This is a genomic window from Actinoplanes sp. CA-015351 (assembly GCF_050955685.1).
Classification (GTDB): domain Bacteria; phylum Actinomycetota; class Actinomycetes; order Mycobacteriales; family Micromonosporaceae; genus Actinoplanes.
The window spans coordinates 4,920,887-4,941,520 of sequence record NZ_CP192102.1; the positions used below are offsets into that span (position 1 = coordinate 4,920,887).

Annotated in this window: 13 protein-coding genes; 5 read left to right on the forward strand and 8 right to left on the reverse strand. The window is 70.1% G+C overall.

The window, feature by feature from the left end:
- Positions 1-26 precede the first annotated feature (26 nt).
- Positions 27-287: a hypothetical protein gene (locus ACQP2E_RS22755; protein ID WP_433824956.1), complete on the forward strand. Its 261-nt coding sequence runs from the start codon at positions 27-29 to the stop codon at positions 285-287.
- Positions 288-1,265: 978 nt separating this feature from the next.
- On the opposite strand, the gene ACQP2E_RS22760 is transcribed toward ACQP2E_RS22755, so the two are convergent.
- Positions 1,266-2,999: an ABC transporter ATP-binding protein gene (locus ACQP2E_RS22760; RefSeq protein ID WP_433824957.1), complete on the reverse strand. Its 1,734-nt coding sequence runs from the start codon at positions 2,997-2,999 to the stop codon at positions 1,266-1,268.
- Positions 3,000-3,051: 52 nt separating this feature from the next.
- Here ACQP2E_RS22760 and ACQP2E_RS22765 point away from each other — a divergent pair, with 52 nt between their 5' ends.
- Positions 3,052-3,621: a TetR/AcrR family transcriptional regulator gene (locus ACQP2E_RS22765; protein WP_433824958.1), complete on the forward strand. Its 570-nt coding sequence runs from the start codon at positions 3,052-3,054 to the stop codon at positions 3,619-3,621.
- Between the two features lie 49 nt (positions 3,622-3,670).
- On the forward strand, positions 3,671-7,888 hold the full coding sequence (locus tag ACQP2E_RS22770) for an FtsK/SpoIIIE domain-containing protein (RefSeq protein WP_433824959.1): 4,218 nt from the start codon (positions 3,671-3,673) through the stop codon (positions 7,886-7,888).
- A gap of 494 nt (positions 7,889-8,382) precedes the next feature.
- Here ACQP2E_RS22770 and ACQP2E_RS22775 read toward each other — a convergent pair whose 3' ends face one another.
- From ACQP2E_RS22775 to pgi, 7 genes are all read right to left on the reverse strand, one after another.
- Entirely contained in the window at positions 8,383-9,396 is a 1,014-nt protein-coding gene (locus ACQP2E_RS22775) for an alpha/beta hydrolase (protein ID WP_433824960.1), read from the reverse strand.
- A 5-nt stretch (positions 9,397-9,401) separates the two neighbouring features.
- On the reverse strand, positions 9,402-11,177 hold the full coding sequence (locus ACQP2E_RS22780; RefSeq protein WP_433824961.1) for a CHAT domain-containing protein: 1,776 nt from the start codon (positions 11,175-11,177) through the stop codon (positions 9,402-9,404).
- A gap of 4 nt (positions 11,178-11,181) precedes the next feature.
- Positions 11,182-12,072: an adhesin gene (locus tag ACQP2E_RS22785; RefSeq protein ID WP_433824962.1), complete on the reverse strand. Its 891-nt coding sequence runs from the start codon at positions 12,070-12,072 to the stop codon at positions 11,182-11,184.
- Between the two features lie 25 nt (positions 12,073-12,097).
- Entirely contained in the window at positions 12,098-13,333 is a 1,236-nt protein-coding gene (locus ACQP2E_RS22790) for a hypothetical protein (RefSeq protein WP_433824963.1), read from the reverse strand.
- A gap of 169 nt (positions 13,334-13,502) precedes the next feature.
- Positions 13,503-14,837 (reverse strand): carbohydrate-binding protein, encoded by a 1,335-nt coding sequence (locus ACQP2E_RS22795; protein ID WP_433824964.1) that lies wholly within the window; start codon positions 14,835-14,837, stop codon positions 13,503-13,505.
- A gap of 60 nt (positions 14,838-14,897) precedes the next feature.
- Positions 14,898-15,968: a winged helix DNA-binding domain-containing protein gene (locus ACQP2E_RS22800; RefSeq protein WP_433824965.1), complete on the reverse strand. Its 1,071-nt coding sequence runs from the start codon at positions 15,966-15,968 to the stop codon at positions 14,898-14,900.
- Between the two features lie 48 nt (positions 15,969-16,016).
- On the reverse strand, positions 16,017-17,645 hold the full coding sequence (gene pgi / locus ACQP2E_RS22805) for a glucose-6-phosphate isomerase (protein ID WP_433824966.1): 1,629 nt from the start codon (positions 17,643-17,645) through the stop codon (positions 16,017-16,019).
- Between the two features lie 141 nt (positions 17,646-17,786).
- Between pgi and ACQP2E_RS22810 the strand changes: the two genes are divergently transcribed.
- Both ACQP2E_RS22810 and ACQP2E_RS22815 read left to right on the forward strand, forming a co-directional pair.
- Positions 17,787-19,769 carry a glycosyltransferase family 39 protein gene (locus tag ACQP2E_RS22810; protein WP_433824967.1) on the forward strand — a complete coding sequence of 661 codons (1,983 nt, stop codon included), beginning with the start codon at positions 17,787-17,789 and terminating at the stop codon, positions 19,767-19,769.
- 27 nt (positions 19,770-19,796) lie between these two features.
- A complete protein-coding gene (locus tag ACQP2E_RS22815; RefSeq protein WP_433824968.1) occupies positions 19,797-20,513 on the forward strand; it encodes a PH domain-containing protein in 717 nt (238 codons plus the stop codon).
- Positions 20,514-20,634 lie beyond the last annotated feature (121 nt).

The following is a 20,634-nucleotide window of genomic DNA, read 5'->3' on the forward strand; positions in this document are numbered from 1 at the left end:
ATCACGTCGGAACTAGGCTGATTGGCATGGATGAACGGCAGCGGTTCGTGCGGCGGACCATGAGCGGGGTCTCGTGGAGCGCCGCCGGGGCGGGCGCCGTGGTCACCGTCGTCACCGCCATCCTGACTGTCGAGGCCATTACCAACGGCGACGACGCGGCCTCCGCCATGCGGGTCGGCGCGACGCTCGGGTTCCATGTCGCTCTCGGCCTGACACCGGTATTTCTGGCGGTCGGCCTGGCGGCCGGGCTCACCTGGGCGTGGGTCGCCGCCGCCGGTGACTCTTGATCGCCGGCCGGCTGTCGGCGCTGACCCTGCTGGTCGATTCGGGCAACACGGCGATCAGCACGGATCCGGCGCCGTTGGTTGTCGCGGGGAGTCCGGTGTACGAGCGGCGGTTTCGGCATCTCTGTTTGCGGCGAGGTGTCCTGTGCTCCGCCGAGAGCTTGCATGCTGGCCTCGGATAAAGGCGGATTTATCAGGATTTATGAGTTGGATGGCCGATCTCGAGCGGCTTCCCGCCCCGCGGCGTTCCCGCCCCGCGGCGTTCCCGCCCCTGAGAGCAAGGCTCCCGACTGCACGCCCGCCGGAGCAGGGCCCCCGATCCCCCGCCCGCACAACCACACCGCCGGGGCCCAGTGTGTCGACCTGTGGTTCCGCGTGTTGATTCGCGGTTCGATCCGCACCCCATGTCGGCACGCACACCGACGAAACGGCTGCTCGTGTGGACTTCAGGTGCGAATCGCACCCTAATTCAACACGCATCGGGGGTGCTGCGGGGCCGCCCGGCGGAGCGCAGCGATTCGCGGTTCACCGGGGGCTTGTTTCGTTGCTCTGCGTGTCGTGCCGCGGGCATCACGGCCCGATCTTGGTAACGGGCAGAGCCTGGAGGCACCAGAATCCTCCACACATGCGTGATTGGCCCAAATCGCCGTGACAGTAAGTGACCCTCCGCACCAGAACTCTCCAAGATTGCGGACGGCCGGCTGTTGCTACCCGGCCGGCAGCGGGCGCCGGCTTGCGGGCGCCGGCTTGCGGGCGCCGGCTTGCGGGCGCCGGCCTGTTCAGCCGGCAGGGTCAGCGCTGTCTCGCGGCCCCGAGGCAACGCTGACAACCAACCGGACCAGACCGGCCCTGCCGCAGGGCGCAAGGGCCGTGCGGCCGCGGCCGCGTGGCTCGGAGCCCACGGTGAGCCCTCACCCTGCCCCTCCGGAGCCGAACATGATCAACCGGTTGCCCGATACGCACCAACCAAACTAGACAAAGTCAGGCCGGCACCGAGGCCGCGATCCGCAGGGCTTCGACGAGGCGGCGGTAGAGGTCGTCGGTGGCGTACAGCTCGGTGTGGGTGCCGGTGGCTCGGATCCGGCCGGCCTCCATCACCACGATGCGGTCGGCGTCCAGGACGGTGGACAGGCGGTGGGCGATCGTCACCACCGCGCCGGTGGTGGCGCGGGCGCGTACGCAGTCCTGGACCGCTGCCTCGGTCAGGCCGTCCACCTGGGCGGTGGCCTCGTCCAGCAGCAGCACGTCGGGGGTGCGGAGCAGGGCGCGGGCCAGGGCTATCCGCTGGCGCTGGCCGCCCGACAGATCCGTGGAGCTGAGCGACGTCTGCACGCCGTCCGGGAGCTCGCCGATCTTGTCGTCCAGACGGACCGCGCGCAGCACCGACTGCAGCTCGGCGTCGGTGGCGTCCGGGTGGGTGTAGCGCAGGTTCTCGGCGATCGTGCCGGGGACCACCGGGGTCTCCTGCTCCACATAGGCCAGCCGGGCGCGGACCTGCTGATGCGAGAACGAGGCGTACGGCCGGCCGTCCAGCAGGATCTCGCCGTTCACCGGTTCGAGGAAGCGCAGCAGCAGGGAGAACAGGGTGGTCTTGCCGGCGCCGGACGGGCCGACGATCGCCAGGTGCCCACGGCTCGGGATCTCCAGGTCGATGTCCGTCACCGCCTGCGGGGCGTCCGGCCCGTAACTCGCCGACACGTTCCGCAGCTCGATGACGGGGCCGTTTTCGCGTACCCGGGAAAGAGCCGGCGGCGAGTCGCTCTGCTCGGCCACGATGTCGTTCAGTTCGTTGATGCGGCCTGCGGCCGCGATCCCGGCCTGCAGCGCCGTCAGGTTCTGGGTGAGCTCGCTGATCGGGCCCATCAGCTGGAAGACGTAGAGCAGGAAGGCGACGAGCGCGGACACCTGCAGCAGACCTTCGCTGGCGCGCCAGGCGCCGACCGCGAGGATCAGGATGACCGCGAAGTTGATGCCGGACCAGGAGATCGTCCAGACAGCGGCGGAGATCTTCGCGGCGCGGAAGCTGTGCTCGGCAGCGTCCTGGGCGTTGCCGATGATCCGGTCGCTCTGCCGCTGTTCGGCGCGGCTTGCCTTGACCGTGCGGATCGCGCGCAGGGCGCCTTCGAGGTTCGCGCCGAGCTGGCCGACCGACTCCTGCGCGGCGGTCTGCGCCGCACCGATCCGCGGCAGCAACCGCGTCATCAGGATCGCGACCACGATCACCGCGGCCAGGGTGCATCCGAGCAGGGTCAGATCAAGAACACCCATGAGTACGATCGTGCCCACCAGCCCGACACTCGCGTTGATCAGGCCGACGATGCTGCCGGACGCCTCGTGCAGCAGGCCGGTGTCCGAGGTGACCCGGGTGACGAGCTCGCCTGTCGACCGTCGCTGGATGTCGTGGATGCGGGCCTGGAAATACCGCTTGATGATCGACGTGCGGGCGTCGAGCACGATGCGCTGCGCGAGCCGGCCCATCAGGATCCACTGCCAGAGGGTGATCACCGAACCGGCGATCACCAGGGCGAGCAGGGTGCCGACCGGGGCGCGCAGGTCGAGGCCACCGCCGAACGAGTCGAGCACCCACTTGGTGACCAGCGGGGTGGCGAGCCCGGCCGCGTTGCCGATCAGTCCGAGGACCAGCCCGAGCAGCATGGTGCGGCGGTGCGGGCGCAGGTAGGCGAGCAGCGTACGCAGTCTGGTGGGTTCCGGCATGCCCACAGTGGAACATTGATGTTCCGAAATAGGCAAGTGCTAATCTGCCGGGGTGACAGACACCGTCTCGGGTTCCCGCGCGCGCACGCGGCAGGCGATCCTCGACGCCGCCATCGGCGTCTTCGCGCGCAACCCGGCAGCACCGCTCGGCGACGTGGCAGTGGCCGCCGGGGTGGGGCGGACGACGTTGCACCGCTACTACGCCGATCGCGCCGAGCTGCTCACCGCCCTGCGGGTGGAGGCCGGCGAACGACTCGAAGCGGCACGGCTGCGCGCCCGCATCAACGACGGCACCGGCGCTGACGCGGTGCGGCGCCTGGGACAGGAATACTTCGACCTCGGCGACATCCTGTCGCTGCTCTTCAACGAGCAGGTGTCGTTCGAGGCCGAGACGACGACCGGTGGCGGCGGCTGCGACCCGGAGTTCACGGCGATGGTCCTGCGCGGGCATGCCGACGGCACGATCGATCCGTCACTCCCGGCGGACTGGGTGCAGAGCGTGCTGTGGGCGCAGCTGTACGCGGGGTGGGGTTACCTCGCCGAGCAGCGAGTTTCCCGGCACGAGGCGTTGCGCCTGATCCTGCACAGCCTCGGCGGCGCCCTGCGCTCAACATCCACCTGAATGGATATCTCCGGCTAGCCTGGTCCTCACGGACGAGGGCGGGGTGGTCGTGCACATCATCTTTGCGCCGGGTGATCAACCGGATCCTGCGGGTGTCGAGGTCGCGGTTCGCCCACGCAGCCGGGACGCCACCCTCGCCGACCTCTTTCGTACGCTCGGAGCACCCGACCCCGGGCTCGCGGTGATCGACGGGCGGCCGGTGGAGACGGTGACGCCGATCGCCGAGTCGGGGCTGCACGAGGGCGCTGTGCTCGGCCCGGCCTCCGGGCACCTCGCGCGGCAGGCGCCGCCGGCGCTGTTCGAAGCGGTCACCGTCGCGGGACTGACCGCCGGCCGGGTGTTTCCGCTGCCGCCCGGTCAGTGGCTGGTGGGCCGTGGCCCGCAGGCCGCGATCCGCCTGGAGGACGAGACCGTCTCGCGGGAACACTGTGTGCTCACCGCCGGGCCGGACGGGGTCGGTGTCGTTGATCTGGGTGCGGCCAACGGCGTACAGGTCAACGGGGTGCGGGTGAGCGAGCCCGCCTCGCTCTCGCCCGGTGACGTCGTCGAGGTCGGGGCCGTGGCGCTCGCGGTGCGCCGGGCCGGCGACGCGGACCGGCCGGCCGGGCTGGACCTGCGGCGGCATCTGGGCCGGGGCGGGACCGTGTCGTTCAACCGGCCGCCGCGCACCGCACCGCCACCGCTGCCCGCCGAGACGACGGCGCCGGCCGAGCCGAAGGAGCCGTCGAAGGCGCACTTCAGCGTGGCGTCGACGCTCGGGCCGCTGGTCATCGCGGTGCTGATGGTGGCGATCACCCGCGATCTGCGGTTCGGGCTGTTCGCGCTGCTGTCGCCGCTGATCGGGATCGGCACCTATCTGGAGTCGCGGCGCCGCAACCGCAAGGAGTCCGCCGAGGGGAAGAAGAAGTTCGCCGAAGGCCTCGACGAGCTCGACGCCCGGATGGCGGACGCCGGGGCGGCCGAACGCGACCGGCTGCGGCACATCCTGGCCGACCCGGCGGAGACGCTGCGCCGCGCCGAACTGCCCAGCACCCGGCTGTGGGAACGACGCCCGCACCACGAGGACTACCTGCTGCTCACCGCCGGTATCGCCGCGCTGACCTGGAAACCCCCGGTACGCGCCGAGGGCGGCCCGATGCCGGAGGCGGTCACCGCACGGATCGACGCGGTACGCCTGCCGGCCGCCCCGGTCGAGGTCAGGCTGAACAGTGGCGGGGTGGTCGGCATCGCCGGTGACCGGGCCGCCGCCCTCGCCGTGGCCCGCAGCCTGCTCTGCCAGGCGGCCGTCCACCACGGGCCGGCCGACCTGACGATCGGTGTCTTCGTCGACGACGGCCGCGAACCCGGGTGGGACTGGTGCAAGTGGCTGCCGCACACCCGGCTCGGCGACGACAGCGGGCAGTGGCTGTCGCACCGGCGGGACCGCAGCGACGCCATGCTCCGGCAGCTGGCCGCCGGCGGCGCGGCCGGGACCGCCCTGGTCGTGCTCGACTCGGACGTGCTGACCGAAGGGGTGCACGCGCCGGCCCGGGACCTGCTGAACGCGGCCAGGGCCCGCAAGACCAGCGTCTTCGGGCAGGCCGATCCCCCGGTGCCGGTCGCCGGGATCGTGCTCGCGTCCACACCGGACCGGCTGCCGGCCGCCTGCGACACGGTCATCGAGATCCTCGGCCCGGACGGTGACGCCACGGTACGCCGGCCCGCCGACGGCACCGCCGTGGAGAACGTGCTGCTCGCCGGGCTGTCCACCGCCGAAGCCCGCACGTGTGCCCGGCACCTGGCCCGGTTCGACGACCCGGAGCTGCGGCGTACCGGCGCCGGCATCCCGGACGGCGTACGCCTGCTGCCGATGCTCGGGCTGGCCGGCATCGACGCGACGGCGATCCGGGACCGCTGGCAGCGCGCCGACCCGCTCGCCCTCGCCGCGCCGCTCGGCATGACCGACCGCGGCGTGTTCACCCTCGACCTGATCCGGGACGGGCCGCACGGCCTGATCGGCGGCACCACCGGCTCCGGCAAGAGCGAACTGCTGCGCAGCCTGGTCGCCGCGCTCGCCACCAACGCCGACCCGCAGCACCTCACGTTCGTACTGATGGACTACAAGGGCGGCGCGGCGTTCGACGAGTGCTCCCGCCTGCCGCACACCGTTGGCCTCGTCACCGACCTCGACGAACAGCTCGGCGAGCGCGCCCTGCGCGCGCTGGAGGCGGAACTCCGGCGCCGCGAACGCCGGCTGCGGGAGGTGCGCGCCGACAACCTCATCGAGTACGTCCGCAGCGGCGCCGCCGGCACCGAGCCGATGCCCCGGCTGGTCGTGGTGATCGACGAGTTCGCCACGATGGCCAAGGAGCTGCCGGACTTCCTCACCGCCCTGGTCGGGATCGCGCAACGCGGGCGAACCCTCGGCGTGCACCTGATCCTCGCCACCCAGCGGCCGTCCGGCGCGGTCAACGACAACATCAGGACCAACACCAACCTGCGGGTGGCGCTGCGCGTGCAGGACGCCGCCGACTCGGTCGACGTCATCGGGGTACGCGACGCCGCCGAACTGAGCCGTCTGCTGCCCGGGCGGGCGTACGTGCGGCTCGGGCCCGGTGAGGTCGTGCCGATCCAGACGGCGCTTGTCACCACGGCCTCCGGTGGTGGGGACGACTCGCCCGTGTCGGTGGAGCCTTTCGTGTTCGGGGAGACTGCTGGCACGCGTACCCCTGGGGTGTCCGGAACGGACGCGGCCGCAGGCGCGGCTGCGGGATCGAGCCGCACGGACCTGGCGCGGCTGGTCGACGCCGTCGCCGAGGCGGCGAACGGGATGCCGGCGCCGCATCGCCCCTGGCCGGAACCGCTCGGCGACGACCTCGACCTGGCCACCCTGGTGCCGTCGGACGTCCAGGCGGTGGTGGCACTCGCCGATGATCCGGACAATCAGCGGCAGCATCCGGTCGGCTGGGATCCGGCGGCGGGGAATCTGCTGCTGTTCGGGATCACCGGCAGCGGCACCACGACGACGCTGATCTCGCTGGCGCTCAGCCTGGCGGTGGCGCGGGCGCCGGACGAGCTGGAGATCTACGCGGTGGATTACGGAACCGGGGATCTCGCGGTTCTGGACGCGCTTCCGCACGCCGGGGCGTTGATCGCCGCTGACGACCGGGAACGGCAGGTGCGGCTCGTCCGGCATCTGCGCGGTGAGCTGGATCTGCGGCGCTCCGGTGGGCCGCCGCGACGGCCGCTGCTCGTGCTGATCGACAATCTGAGCGCGATGCGCGCCGAGTTCGACGATGTCGACGGGCTCGCCGTGATGGATCTGGTCACCCGGCTGTACGCGGACGGGACGGCGGCGGGGATCTGGTTCGCGGTCACGGCGGATCGGTTCAGCAGCGTGCCGGCGGCGTGGACGTCGGTCACCACGCAGCGCTGGCTGTACCGGCTGCCGGATCCCTATGACTATGTGCAGGCCGGGCTGACACGCAAAGATGTGCCGGCTCGGGTGCCGGGGCGGTTCGTGGCGTTGCCGTCCGGGTTGCAGGCGCAGGTGGGCAAGCCGTCGCCGACATCCGCCGCGATGGTCGCTCTGGTGACGGCGAAATATCCGGACGGGCCTCGGGTCGCGGCGCGGATCGGGGTGCTGCCGTCGTCGGTGGCGGCCGGTGATCTGCCTTCTCCGGTGGTTGACGGCGAGCCGTGGCGGTTGCCGATCGGGGTACGGGAGTCGGATCTGGGTACGGCGTCGTTGGTGCTCTACGAAGGTGATCATGCGTTGATCGCGGGGCCGGCGCGGTGCGGGAAGAGCACGGCGCTGCTGGCGCTGGCCGGGGTACTGCGCGGGCGGGCGTTCGTGGCCGGGATCGGCGGACGGCGGTCGCCGTTGCGGGAGTGCGGGTCGCTGGATGCGTTCGCGCTGGGTGGGGGCTCAGCGGCTTCGCTGCTGGCCTCGTTGCGGAGTGTTTCCGGGCCGGCGGTTCTGCTTGTCGACGACGCGGAAGGTCTTGACGACGCCGACGGAGCGCTGGCCGGACTGCTCGGGGCCGGGCTCCCGGATCTGCATTTCGTGGTGGCGGGGCGGGCTGACGCGCTGCGAAGTTTGTACGGGCACTGGACCCAAACGGTTCGCCGGTCGAAAGCAGGGTTGCTGCTGCGGCCCAACGTCGACCTGGACGGTGATCTGCTCGGGGTCACGTTGCCGCGGCGGGCGCCGGTGCGGATCGGGGTGGGCCGGGGATATCTGGTGCACAACGGGGAGTGGGACATCGCGCAGGTCGCCCAGTGGTGAAACGGGCCGGGGCGCCCCGCGGATTCGTGAGCTCGCGCCGCCACTCGACACCGGGACTCCGCCTTCGCCCGGCCGGGGCTGAGCCGGCCGGGCCCGGGCCGGGCTGGGCCGGCTGGTGCTCAGGGCTGTGACGCCGGGCGCGAGGCAGCGCTGACCGCCAGCCGGACCAGCCGCGGGGTGGGACAAGGTCGCAAGGAACGCCGCCGTGTGTCCAGGTCCAGGTCGTGGGTCCGGATCCTGGCCGTGGTGGAAATCGCACCGACCGCCGACCGCCGACCGCGCCCGAGCCCGGTGACCCAGGCCCGGCGGCCCGGGCGCGGGCGCGGCATCTCGTCGCGTAGGCCAACGAACCGGTCCGGGGGAATATTCGTCTTGAGCGCCACACCCATTGCGGGTGTGGCTACACCCGCAATGGGTGTGGAGCCTTTTGAGACAACACCGCCCGGCCAGACGTGGCCCTTCAACCACCGAAAATGGACAAAGCCGCAGGCAGGTCAGCGTTGCAGGCGGTGGGCGAGCCATTCGACGGCCAGGGGGTACCGGTAGTCGATGCCGCCGTGGGCGGCGGGGAAGAGCTCGAAGTTGACGCGGTCAGCTGGGAGGCCGATGCGGTTCAGGCCGTCCTTGAAGGCTTCCGCTCCGAGGTCGAGGAACCATTCGTCACGGGTGCCGGCGTCGATCCAGACCGCGCGCAGCGACCGCAACTCGTCGGCGTACCGGTCGATCATCCGGATCGGGTCCCAGGCCAGCCAGCGGTCCCACAGCTCCGGGATGAGCTGGCCCGAGCGCGGGTCGAACGGCAGGCGGGGTGTGCCGTCCGGGTCGGCGGAGAACGCCGCGGTGCAGCCCAGCAGCAGGGTGAGCGACATGTCGTGTTCTTTGGTCAGCGCGATCCGGGAACGGAAGTCGTCCCACCATTTGAGGATGTCATTGTCGTATTCGCGCAGCGCCCGGGCGCTCTTGGCGAATTCGTTGAGGTAGCAGTACTCGTAGAGCGCGTCCCCGGCATGGGTGGCGAGCGCGCCGAACAGGTCGGGTCGCAGCATCGGCGTGATCATCGCGCCGAAACCGCCGGACGACTTACCGGAGATGGCCCGGGACTCGCGGTCGGGAATCGTCCGGAAATGGGCGTCGACCCACGGGACCACCTCGTCGCAGAGGTACGAGTGGTACTTCCCGGTGCCGGGCGAGTCGACGAATTGGGAGCCGCCGTACGCCGTCCACGCGTCGACGTAGACGATGACGCAGCCCGGCGCTCTCCCCTGGGCGAACACCTGGTCGGCGGTCACGATGAAAGGCTGCCGGAAGGCCTGGCGATTGCCCCACATCGTGACCTGGCCCGAATACCCCTGGATAACATAAATTGTCGGGAAATTTCCGCCTTCGTCGTAACCTGGCGGTGTGTAAACCCAGAGCGGGCGGACATGCGGGTCGCCGAGCGGGTTGTCCCTCAGCAGAACCGAGTCGATGGTCTCCTGATGCAGAGTTCCGGCAAGTTCACTGAACATATTCATCATTCTCCCCGGTTCAGCAGGATCGCATCGTAGGTCAGGCCCTTCAGCGCGGCGGTGCCCTTCCCCTCCTCGAAGGCGTCCGGTACCGCGAGCCCCGCACCCAGCGCGTCATAGAACCCCCGGGTGAACTCGATCGCCGCCGGATCGGACAGCGGGCCGTCGGACGCGATCGTGTACTCGGTGCCGATCGCGCTGATCCGTCCGACCGACAACGAATAGCAGGCGTTGAGCACCGCAACCTTGATTTTGCGGCGAGCGAGGAGCTCGGCAAGCGCCGTGCTGGACGGCTGGAAGAGCTGACCGGCGTCGTCCTCGAAGACCAGGCCCTGCCGCGTGCCGTGACCGGAGAAGTGGACGATGTCGAACTGTTTGCCGAGCAGGGCCCGGCGCAAATCGTCGATCGTGACAGCGTTGAGCGTCTCGATGTCGATCCGGTCGCGCTCCGCCGACAGCTTGATCGACTGTCGCAGCGTACGGTCTTCGGCGCCGGTACGCAGCGGCACACTGCCGCGAGGGTTCGCGCACGCCAGCAAAATCCGCATCCGCGGTGCTGCTTCGGCGGCCGAGGCCGGGGCGGTGTTGAACGCGTTCGTCACGGTGCTCCCGTTCACTATCGTGGCATTCGCGCCGATGTTGTTGAAGACAGGGCCCTGGAAAACCGGGCCACTGAAAACCGTCCGGCCGCCGGTTCCGGGTGCGGGCGGCAGACGCCAGGCCGAAACCGCCTCGCTCGCATCCATTGTCTCGGCCAGCAATCGCATCCCGGTCGGCACCGGAGGCAGGTGGCCCAGGTACCGACGATCCCACCGGCCGTTGTCCAGTGTCGTCACGTTGCGCCAGGCGATCTCCCGCTCGCCGGGCTCGGGCGCGACCAGAACATGGGTGATCTCGCGGTCGCCCCGCGGCGCGCAGATCGTCGCCGCCACCCTGGCGACGAGCGGCTCCGGCAGCGGCTCGGGCGACGCCAGAGTGATCCGGGTACGGAAGACGCCGGACTGGTAACGCCGGGACGCCTCGGCGAAGAGCTGGGCCGCCCACGCCGCGAACGGGTCGGCGCCCACCTCGTAACTCACCCCCCGCAGCGGGGTCGGCGTGGACCGCCCCGGGGTGGCGAGCCGCCGGTACTGGGCGGCCACATCGTTGAGCATGGCGACGAAGGGCGCGGGTGGCGCGTACGGTTCCAGCCCGACGGTCAGCAGGAACGGCTGCGGCAGGTCGGCGACGCTCTGCCAGAGCGGGTCCCAGCTGGACGCGCCGCTTGCGAGGCGGGACACCGCCAGGTAGTACGCGACCCCGGCGTCCCGCCGGGCCGGCTGGCCGGAACGGATCTGCTTGCGCACCTCGACCAGCCCGGACGGGTGCGGCCGGAACGGGTCCAGCAACCCCTGGATCTCGGCGGCAGACCCGACCGGCGTAGCCCGTACGTGTGCCGGCAGCGTGCCGAGCCGGTCGCGCAACCGCAGCGCCGCGGCGATCGCGGCGTCCTCGGCCGGAGCGTGCACCCGGCCGAGCAGCACGCACCGCAGCTTCTCACCGGGCCGGTGCAAGTACCGCAGCTCCAGCCGGGTGCCGCCGGACGGATCCCACTGGCCGGCGAGCCATCCCGCGTCAGCGATGGCCGCGTCGGCGCGGGATGGCTCGCCGGTGCCGTTAGAGGAATCGGTTCCGGTGACGGAATCCCGGCCCGGCACCGGCTCGACCAACAGCGCGACCCACGCGTGGACCCCGTGCGGCCCGGCGGCGGTCAGCACTCCCGCCGCGTGCCGATCCCCCATCGTCTCAGTGTCCTACCGTCGGGTGCCCTTGCTGGTGTGCCCCGGCGTGTGCACCACCGGCCGGGCCCATCGCGGAGGCCGAGTCCGCGCCGGACAGGTGCTCGACCGGGACGTCGTACCCGAAGGTGGCGGCCAGCGGCACCTCGATGTCGCCGACCGCCGCGTCCACGCCCTCCCGCACGGCCGAGTGCACGGCCTCGCGCGTGGCCCGGACCCGCTCGGTACGCAGCATCTGGTTGATGATCCCGGTACGCCCGAGCATCCCGCCGACCAGGTCCTTGACGAACTGGGCGATCAGCGCGTAGCCACGGCGGTCACGCCACATCGTCCAGCCGACGTAGAGCGACGTGCCGAACGCGAACACCGAGATGTACGCGACGTACGTGCGCTCCGTGATGATCAGCCGGTTGTTCACCGACTCCGGTAGCATGTCGCTGCGAATCCGGCGGGCCGACACACCCACCGGGATCTGCCGGCGGGCCAGCGAGCGATAGATCGCGGCGTACGACGACTCGGCCGCCGCGGCCTTGCCCTCGATCAGCGTCTTCCACTCGGCGACCGGCTCCGGGATCTTGGCCATCAGCAGTACGAGCCAGAAAACCACGAACCCGAGGAGGGAGCCGAGCCCGAGAAGGCCCGAGAAGGCGGCCAGCAGCCCGGTGCCGCCCGATCCGCTGCTGCCCAGCAGGGTGAGCAGGAAGAGCAGGAAGAACGCGAAGTACACCAGGAAACCGGCGATCGCGGCGTACACCGCCAGGCGGACCAGCGCCATGAACGAGACCGACTCGTCGAGCGCCAGCTCCATCCTGGTGAACCTGAGGTTCTGCGTACGGTAGGCGATGTCCTCATCGGCGGGACCGGCCGCGGCCCACCCGCCGCCCATCGGGTTTGACATGGTCAACACTCCTAGTCGTTTGTCGCTAGTAACCGAGCGCGATCTCGATGGCGCCGCCCTCGCCGATCCCGGCGACACCGCTGATGTCGATCGGCACGGTGCCGGTCTCGGTCTTCTCCGCACCGCTGAACTCGGTGTAGGTGATCGTGTAGTCCGCCGACCCCGACGTGCTGGTCACGAATCGAGCCTGGCTCTCTCCCGGCTCCGCCGAGACCTGGACCTGGGGGTACGCCGTGACAGCCCAGCTGGTGGTCTGGCTCCACGACATCGACGGGGCCTGCAGCGGGCACGACGTCCCGAACGAGAAGCCCGACGGGTTCACACAGTTGGCGTCCAGGTACTGCTGGGTGGCCGACTGGACGGCTTCCTGCCCGCCCGCGGCGATCTCCAGCTGCCCGAAATCGATCACGGCGTTGACACCCTGGCTCCCGGACTCGTACGCCGCCGCCCGGGTGGCTCCGGCGAAGAGCGCGTTGCCACTGGTGGTCGCCGTGTGGATGCCCGGGAACGCGAGGGTGCCCTGCGCCACCGATCCGGCGTCGACCGCGACCCCGTTCACCGCGAGATCCATCCCGCCGGGGATGTCCACGGTGAGGAACACGAAGGGCAGATACAGACGGTACGGCGTATCGTCGTCCTCGGTTCTGATCACCGCGAAGGCCTGCGTCATGGACTGCTCGCCGAGTTGGTACCGGGCCGTCACCAGGGTGTACGGCTCGCCGGCCGTGAACTCCTCCTCGTTGGTGACGGTGAGGTCGGCAGGCCGGTTCGCCTTGTCCGCCAGCACCTCCGGCACCAGCAGTGGCGCACCGTCGAGGGAGTACATCCCGTTGGTGGAGACGAGCGCCAGCGCGGCGGCCGTGTCTCCGTCGCTGAGGTGGTCGAAGTAGTCCTGCACGGTTCCGCGGGGAGTCGGCGCATCCGGGCCGAACACCACGAACGCCACCACCGCGAGCACCGCTGCCGCACCGGCGGCGCCGATCTTCTGCCAGGTCCGGCGGCTCAGCGCCGGGCGGGCCGTGACCGACGCGGGCGGGAACCGGTGGGTGAACCCGGCGTCGTCAACCGCAAACCCCGGCGACCCGGCCAAGGTGGACGCGCCACGCTGCAGCGGGATGGCCGATCCGGACACGCCTCGTTGCAGCGGGATGGCCGCGCGGGCCAGCGGCGAGCCGCAGTGCGCGCAGTTGCCGGAGGGGCCGGGGGTGATCTGCCCACATCGTCCACAGAGCGTTGGCGTACCCGTCGTCGACACGTTCATCCGTCCACCGATCCTCACGATGAGGCACTCAGGCTACTGACGGATCGACATACGTACCGCCCCTCCTGGGGTGAATGCCGTTTCGGCGGCGGACGCTGTCCGAAGTGAGGACTCTGTGGACGAAGCCTGCGCCCGCCCGGGGACGGTCCGGGCGGGCGCAGCAGCCGGATCAGCGGCCCTGCAGGGCCTTCACGGTGTCGCCGAAGGTCCAGCCCTTCGAGCCGTCCCAGTTGATCGACCAGGTCATCAGGCCCTTGATGCCGGGGACGCTGTTGTACGCCTGGGTCACCAGCGCCGGCGTCATGTAGCCACCGCCGGCACCGGACTGGGCCGGCAGACCCGGGACCTGCTTGTCGTACGGGATCTTGATGGTGGTGCCCTGGATCGTCAGGCCGTTGTTCAGGCACTGGGTCTGCACGGTGAAGCCCTGCACGGTTCCGGCGGCGTACGAGTCACCGGCACACCCGTACATCGACCCGTTGTAGTACTGCATGTTCAGCCACCAGAGACGGCCGTTGTCCAGGTACTTCTTGATGATCGGCAGGTAGGAGCCCCAGATCGAGCCGTACACCACGCTGCCGCCGGTGACGTACGCCGTCTCCGGGGCCATCGTGAGGCCGAAGTTCGACGGCATCGCGGCGAGCACCCCGTCGATGATCCGGATCAGGTTGGCCTGCGATGCGGACAGCGTGGTGATGCTGCCGCTGCCGCTGAGGCCGGTCTCGATGTCGATGTCGATGCCGTCGAAGTTGCCGGCTTTCAGGATCGGCACGATCGTGGCGACGAATCTGTCGGCGACGGCGCTGGAGCTCAGGTCGATGCCGGCGGCGGCACCGCCGATCGACATCAGCACGGTGGCGCCGGCGGCTTTCGCGGCGCAGATCTCGGCGGGCGTCGGCACCTTCACGCCGGCGTCCATGCCGTTCTCCCAGAGGACCGTGCCGTCCGAGCGGATCACCGGGAAGGCGGCCATCAGCACGTTGTAACCGTGCGCGGTGATCCGGCTGTCGTTGATCGGGATCCAGCCGAGGCCGGGATGCACGCCGTTGGAGGCGCCGTCCCAGTTCTCCCAGTAACCCTGAAGGACCTTCCCGGCCGGCCGGCCCTTGATCGCACAGGCGGGCTGCGAGGTGGACGGCGAAGCCGAAGGCGACACCGACACCGAGGGCGACGACGAGGGCGACACCGAGGGCGATGCCGACGGCGAGGACGGAACAGAAGGCGACGGCGACGAGGAGCCCGAGCACGCTCCAAGGTCCTTCCACAGCGTCGGCGCGGCAACCGGGTTCCAGCCCGTCCCCGCCCATGCCGTATGCGTCACCAGCGCCTGGTAGAGCCGAGACTGATGGGGCACCTGCTGTCCGGCCGTGTAGGAAGCCCCCTCGGCCCACACCGTGGAGGAGCAGGCCACAGCGGCCTGACCTGCGGGGGAATGGATCATCACAGCACCGAGGGCCACCACCACCCCGGCAACCAGCGCGACCAGACCGCGACGAACACCCATAACGGCTCCCTGACACATGCGGACGTGTGCCACACATAGTGGCGTTCACATCCGTAAATATCAAGGGTTCTTAACTATTAACGGCAGCCCGAGATAACCCGCGTACCCCTCCAGCGCCGGCCGGAATTCGTCGAGATCAAAATCCACCAGCTTCTGTACGCTCACCGACACCGATTTCTTGCCCAGTGTCCGTTTCCACAGCCCGGCAACCCGCCCGTCCGCCACCAGGGTCGACTGGAACACCCCGTTGTTGCCGGGCACGACTTTCGCCAGCTGCTCCGCCGTCGCCATCAACGACCGGTCCTTGTAACCGAGCATGAACTCGTCGAACCCCGGCAGAACCCACCGCCCGCCGGCCGGGCCGGCGGTTTCCAAGGCCTCCGGCGTCACCCACATCTCGGCACCGCCGACGTCGACGGCGACCAGGCCCGCGCCGGCGATCCCGAGCCGCGCGTCACGGACGCCCAGGCTGGTCCACCCCGCGAAGTCCAGCACCCTCGCCGGACCGTGCGACCGGAAGTATCGCGAGGCCAGCAGCGCCAGGGCCGCCTCCCGTGACGACGGGGTGAACCGGGACGGCACCCAATCGTCGAGCAGCACGAACGTCTGCTCGGCCCCGGCGTTGGGTGCGATGGCTGTCAGTGAGCGCTGGGACGCGTACCAAAGGAGGTGGTAACCGCGTTGGCCGCTCACGTCGATGCCGCCCTCGGTGAGCGCGGCCAGGCACCCGGATCGCGGGAGGCGGCCGCCGGCGCTCGTCAGAGCGGCGGCGAGCAGGTCCATCGCGAGGTTCGCGGTCTTCTCGTCGAGGCCGAGCTGTGCCCAGCGGCTGGCGACACCGGTGAGCTGGCGGACGCCGGTGAGGGCGAGCATCCAGTGCGCGTCGGCGGACGGGATGAGGTGGACGGTGCCGCGCATCGGCCAGGTGCGCACGACGTGGCGCTCCTCGGTCGCGGCGACGATTTCGGTCAGCGAAAGGCCGGTCCGCACGCCGAGTGACCAGAGCACGCTGTTGAGGTCCTGCGCCTGCATGGCGCCGAACCACTCGACGACACCGCTGACCGATCTGTCCTGCCGATCGGCCAGCATCAGATTACGAAGGCGCAGGCTCAGTGCCGCGGATGCATCCACGACACCGAGCCTAAAGACCGCCTACGACACTTTGTGAAGAGGCGCTGTTCAGCGACCGCGAGCCGCGCGGTACCGCTTGATCAGCACGTTGGTCGACGAGTCGGCGTCGTCGGCCGGCGCTTGCGCCGAGGTCAGCTTCGGCGCGAGCTGGTTGGCCATCACCTTGCCGAGCTCGACACCCCACTGGTCGAAGGAGTTGATCTCCCAGATGATGCCCTGGGTGAACGTGATGTGCTCGTAGAGCGCCACCAGCTGCCCGAACGTCGCCGGCGTGAGCTTCTCCGCCAGGATCGTGGTGGTCGGGTGGTTGCCCTGCATCACCCGGTGCGGCGCCACCTTCTCCGGAGAACCCTCGGCCTTGACCTGCTCCAGGGTCTTGCCGAACGCGAGCGCGCCCGTCTGCGCCAGGAAGTTCGACATGAAGAGGTCGTGCATCTCGCCGATGTCGTGGTTCGGCACGCTGAAGCCGATGAAGTCCGCCGGGATCAGCTTGGTTCCCTGGTGGATCAGCTGGTAGAACGCGTGCTGGCCGTTGGTGCCGGGCTCGCCCCAGAAGACCTCGCCGGTCTGAAAGCTCACCGGGTCGCCGTTGAGGCGTACCGACTTGCCGTTGCTCTCCATGGTGAGCTGCTGGAGGTACGCGGCGAACCGGTGCAGGTACTGCGCGTACGGAAGGACCGCATGCGACTGGGCACCGAGGAACGTGTCGTACCAGACGTTGATCAGGCCGAGCAGGGCCGGGACGTTGCGCTCGATCGGCGTGGTCCGGAAGTGCTCGTCGACGGCGTGGTACCCGCCGAGCATCTCGGCGAAGTTCTCCTTGCCGATGGTGATGAGCACGCTCAGGCCGACGGCGGACGGTAGTGAGTAGCGGCCGCCGACCCAGTCCCAGAAGCCGAACATGTTGTCGGTGTCGATACCGAAATCAGCCACTTTTTCGGCATTTGTCGACACAGCCACGAAGTGCTTGGCGACAGCGGAGTCGTCTCCCAGGGCGGACAAAAGCCACTTTCGGGCCTCGCGCGCATTGGTGAGCGTCTCCTGCGTGGTGAACGTTTTGGAGACAATGATGAACAACGTCGATGCCGGGTCGAGATCGACCGTTTTTTCGTACAAATCCGTCGGGTCGATGTTAGAGACGAAACGGGCGCTGATATCCCTTTGCGAATACTCTTTCAGCGCTTCATACGCCATAACCGGGCCGAGATCCGACCCACCGATCCCGATGTTCACGATCGTGGTGATCCGTTTGCCGGTGTGCCCGGTCCACTCCCCCGAGCGAACCTTGTCGGCGAACGCGCCCATCCGGTCCAGCACCCCGTGCACGTCGGCGACCACGTCCTGGCCGTCCACCACGAGCGACGCCGACCGCGGCAGGCGCAGCGCGGTGTGCAGCACCGCCCGGTCCTCGGTCACGTTGATGTGCTCACCGGCGAACATCGCGGCGATCTTCTCGCTCAGCTTGGCGCGCTGGGCAACCGCGAACAGCGCGGTCAGCACCTCGTCGGTGACCAGGTTCTTGCTGTAGTCGACGTACAGATCGGCCACCTCGGCGGCGTAGCGCTCGCCGCGCTGCGGGTCGCTGCCGAACAGGTCGCGGAGGTGCACCGCTGAGAATTTCTCCGCGAGCCCCTGGAGGCTCTGCCACTCGGCGCTGTCGGAAACGTGTTCGCTCATCTCTCCCACTCCGGCCGTTTTAACTAGCACAACTCGGCCATCGTGGCACGGACTTCCGGCCGACGCTGGCGTTGTCCGCTCATAGAGGACCCACAGATTGATCACATAGCCGTCGTAGAACTGATCGCGACGTTTGCCGGTATGACGACGACCCCGCTCCGGCGCACCGGCTTGGCGCTCCTGCTGGCCGCCACGGCAGCGCTCTACCTGTGCGACCTGAGCGCCTCAGGCTGGGGAAACAGCTTCTACGCGGCCGCCGCCCAGGCCGGCGCGCAGGACTGGAAGGCGTGGCTGTTCGGCTCGCTCGACGCCGGCAACGCGATCACCGTCGACAAGCCGCCCGCCGCCCTGTGGGTGATGGGACTCTCCGCCCGGATCTTCGGGGTGAACAGCTGGGCGATCCTCGCGCCGCAGGCTCTGATGGGCGTGGCCAGCGTCGCGCTGCTCGTCGCGGCGGTGCGGCGCTGGTTCGGGTACGCCGCCGGCATGCTCGCCGGCGCCGCCCTCGCTGTCACTCCGGTGGCCGTGCTGATGTTCCGGTACGACAACCCGGACGCGCTGCTGGTGCTGCTGATGACCGCGGCCGCGTACACGACGGTCCGGGCCACCGAGCGGGCGTCAGCCAGGTGGCTGGCGCTCACCGGCGTGCTGCTCGGATTCGGCTTCCTCACCAAGATGATGCAGGCGTTCCTGGTGCTGCCCGCGTTCGCCCTGGTGTACCTGGTGGCCGCGCCCGCCACGCTGGGCAGGCGGATCAGGCATCTGCTGCTGGCCGGCGTCACTCTCGTCGTCTCCGCCGGCTGGTATGTCGTCCTCGTCTCGCTCTGGCCGGCATCCTCCCGGCCCTACATCGCCGGCTCGACGAACAACTCCCTCTGGGAGCTGGCTCTCGGATACAACGGCCTGGGCCGCATCCTCGGCGGCTCCGGCAACGGCGGCGGAGGAGGCGCCTCGTTCGGCGGGTCGACCGGCATCGGACGACTCTTCGGCGCATCGATGGGCACCGAGATCACCTGGCTGCTGCCGGCCGCGCTGATCGCCCTCGTCACCGTCCTGGCCGCCACCTGGACGGCGCCGCGCACCGACCGGGCCCGCGCCGGCATGCTCCTCTGGGGCGGCTGGCTGCTGGTCACCGGCATCACGTTCTCCTACATGAGCGGGACAATTCACCCGTACTACACCGTCGCTCTCGCTCCGGCGATCGCCGCGGTCACCGCGATCGGCGCCCGGGTGCTCTGGCTCTACCGGACTCAGCTCTGGGGACGCCTCCTTCTCGCGACGATGGTTCTGACCACCACGGGCTGGGGGTTCGTCCTGCTGGGGCGTACCGGATGGATGCCCGCACTGCGCTGGGCCGCGCTCGCGGCCGGTCTGATCGCCGCGCTCGCGCTGGCCGCCCCTCTCGCGCACCTCCGCCGCCTGACGGTGGTCGCCGCCATCGCCGGCCTGCTCTCCACCGGCCTCGGAACCGCGGCTTACGCCGCAGCCACCGTCACGGTCGCCCACACCGGCTCCCTCCCCGCTTCCGGCCCCTCCACCCTGGGTACGCACGAAGGGCGCCCCAACCGCACCGGCGGGGCCGATCAGGAGTCCAGCGACTCCGCCCCTCCCGCCGGCGCAGCCGGCTCCGGCTCCGGCGCCACCTCAGGCTCAACCCCCGGCTCCCCCTCAGCACCCACGGACGGCGGAGCCGGCGGCGGGCAGGGCACCGGCAGCGCTGCCGGCGTTGCAGGCGGCGGCCTCGCAGGCGGCGGGCCGGGCGGGATGGGTGGCTCCAGTGCCAACGCCGAGCTGAACACCCTGCTCGAAGCCAGCACAACCCGCTGGTCGGCAGCCGTCTCCGGCGCCACCTCCGCCGCCGAGCTGGAGCTCGCCACCGGCACCGCGGTGATCGCCCTGGGCGGCTGGGACGGCAGCGACCCGGCACCCACCCTCGAAGAGTTCCAGCTCTACGTGGCCCTCGGCGAGATCCACTACTACATCTCCGGCGGCGGCATGGGCGGTGGCCGCGGCGACACCACCACCACCACCGAATCCAGCGAGATCGCCACCTGGGTCTCGCAGAACTACCCGGCCACCACGGTGGGCGGCACCACCGTCTACGACCTGACCACTCACGGCTGACCGACCGGGATTACCTACACTCCGGCCATGATGCGCACACTGTCCGGGCTGATCGCGCGCCACCGCCGGCCGATTCTGATCGTCGCGGCGGCGCTGGTGGCGGCCACCCTGCTGGCCCGGGTCCTCGGCGCCGATCCGGACACCCTGACGCCGTGGCTGTTCCTGCCGTTCCTGGCCGCCGACCTGCTCTACCTGCTGATCCTCGCGGCGCCCTCGACCCGGCACCACCCGGACGCGTTCGAGGTGGACGGTGCCGGATTCCACACCCCGCGCAGCGGAAACATCACCCTGGCCGGAGTGGCCCACCTGTGCCTGCTGGGCGCGCTGGCCCTGTACCCGTCCGGAACCAGCCCGATGGGTATCCCGTTGGTGTGGGCGCCGGCGATCGGAGTGGCGGCGCTGGCCCTGTACCCCCGAGCCCTGTGGCACGGCGTCCGCCTGACGATCACCCCGGACGGACTCCGCAACGACAAATACGCCGGAACCGTAACGATCCCCTGGCAATCGATAACCGAGATCAACCCCACCGACAGCACCGGCCTGCGCCTGCGCCTCTCGCTGACCAGCCTCGACCAGATCACGGTCACCGGCTGGACAACAAGCCGCCGCACCCTGGAGTTCGACGGCGCCGGCCTCCCCTTCGTAGCCGCCACGATCCGCCACTACCTGGCCAACCCCGCCGACCGCCTCCACATAGGCACCCCCGAAGAACACCGCCGCCTCCACCCCGCCCCGCCGGCCTGACCCCCGTCGAGCGGGGCTTTCGGTGAGGGCGGGCGCCCGCGGGGTGACCATGCACCGGTAGCGAGAGGCGCGCAGCGGCCTTGCGTCGCATGTGGTCGCGGGGTAGTCCGGGGGGCGTAGC

What these genes read in the sequence shown, in the direction of transcription:
- ACQP2E_RS22755 (WP_433824956.1), top strand. Translation starts at nt 27, where the DNA reads ATGGATGAACGGCAGCGGTTCGTGCGGCGGACCATGAGCGGGGTCTCG.
- ACQP2E_RS22760 (WP_433824957.1), bottom strand. Translation starts at nt 2,999, where the DNA reads ATGCCGGAACCCACCAGACTGCGTACGCTGCTCGCCTACCTGCGCCCG.
- ACQP2E_RS22775 (WP_433824960.1), bottom strand. Translation starts at nt 9,396, where the DNA reads ATGTTCAGTGAACTTGCCGGAACTCTGCATCAGGAGACCATCGACTCG.
- ACQP2E_RS22780 (WP_433824961.1), bottom strand. Translation starts at nt 11,177, where the DNA reads ATGGGGGATCGGCACGCGGCGGGAGTGCTGACCGCCGCCGGGCCGCAC.
- ACQP2E_RS22785 (WP_433824962.1), bottom strand. Translation starts at nt 12,072, where the DNA reads ATGTCAAACCCGATGGGCGGCGGGTGGGCCGCGGCCGGTCCCGCCGAT.
- ACQP2E_RS22790 (WP_433824963.1), bottom strand. Translation starts at nt 13,333, where the DNA reads ATGAACGTGTCGACGACGGGTACGCCAACGCTCTGTGGACGATGTGGG.
- ACQP2E_RS22795 (WP_433824964.1), bottom strand. Translation starts at nt 14,837, where the DNA reads ATGGGTGTTCGTCGCGGTCTGGTCGCGCTGGTTGCCGGGGTGGTGGTG.
- pgi (WP_433824966.1), bottom strand. Translation starts at nt 17,645, where the DNA reads ATGAGCGAACACGTTTCCGACAGCGCCGAGTGGCAGAGCCTCCAGGGG.
- ACQP2E_RS22810 (WP_433824967.1), top strand. Translation starts at nt 17,787, where the DNA reads ATGACGACGACCCCGCTCCGGCGCACCGGCTTGGCGCTCCTGCTGGCC.
- ACQP2E_RS22815 (WP_433824968.1), top strand. Translation starts at nt 19,797, where the DNA reads ATGATGCGCACACTGTCCGGGCTGATCGCGCGCCACCGCCGGCCGATT.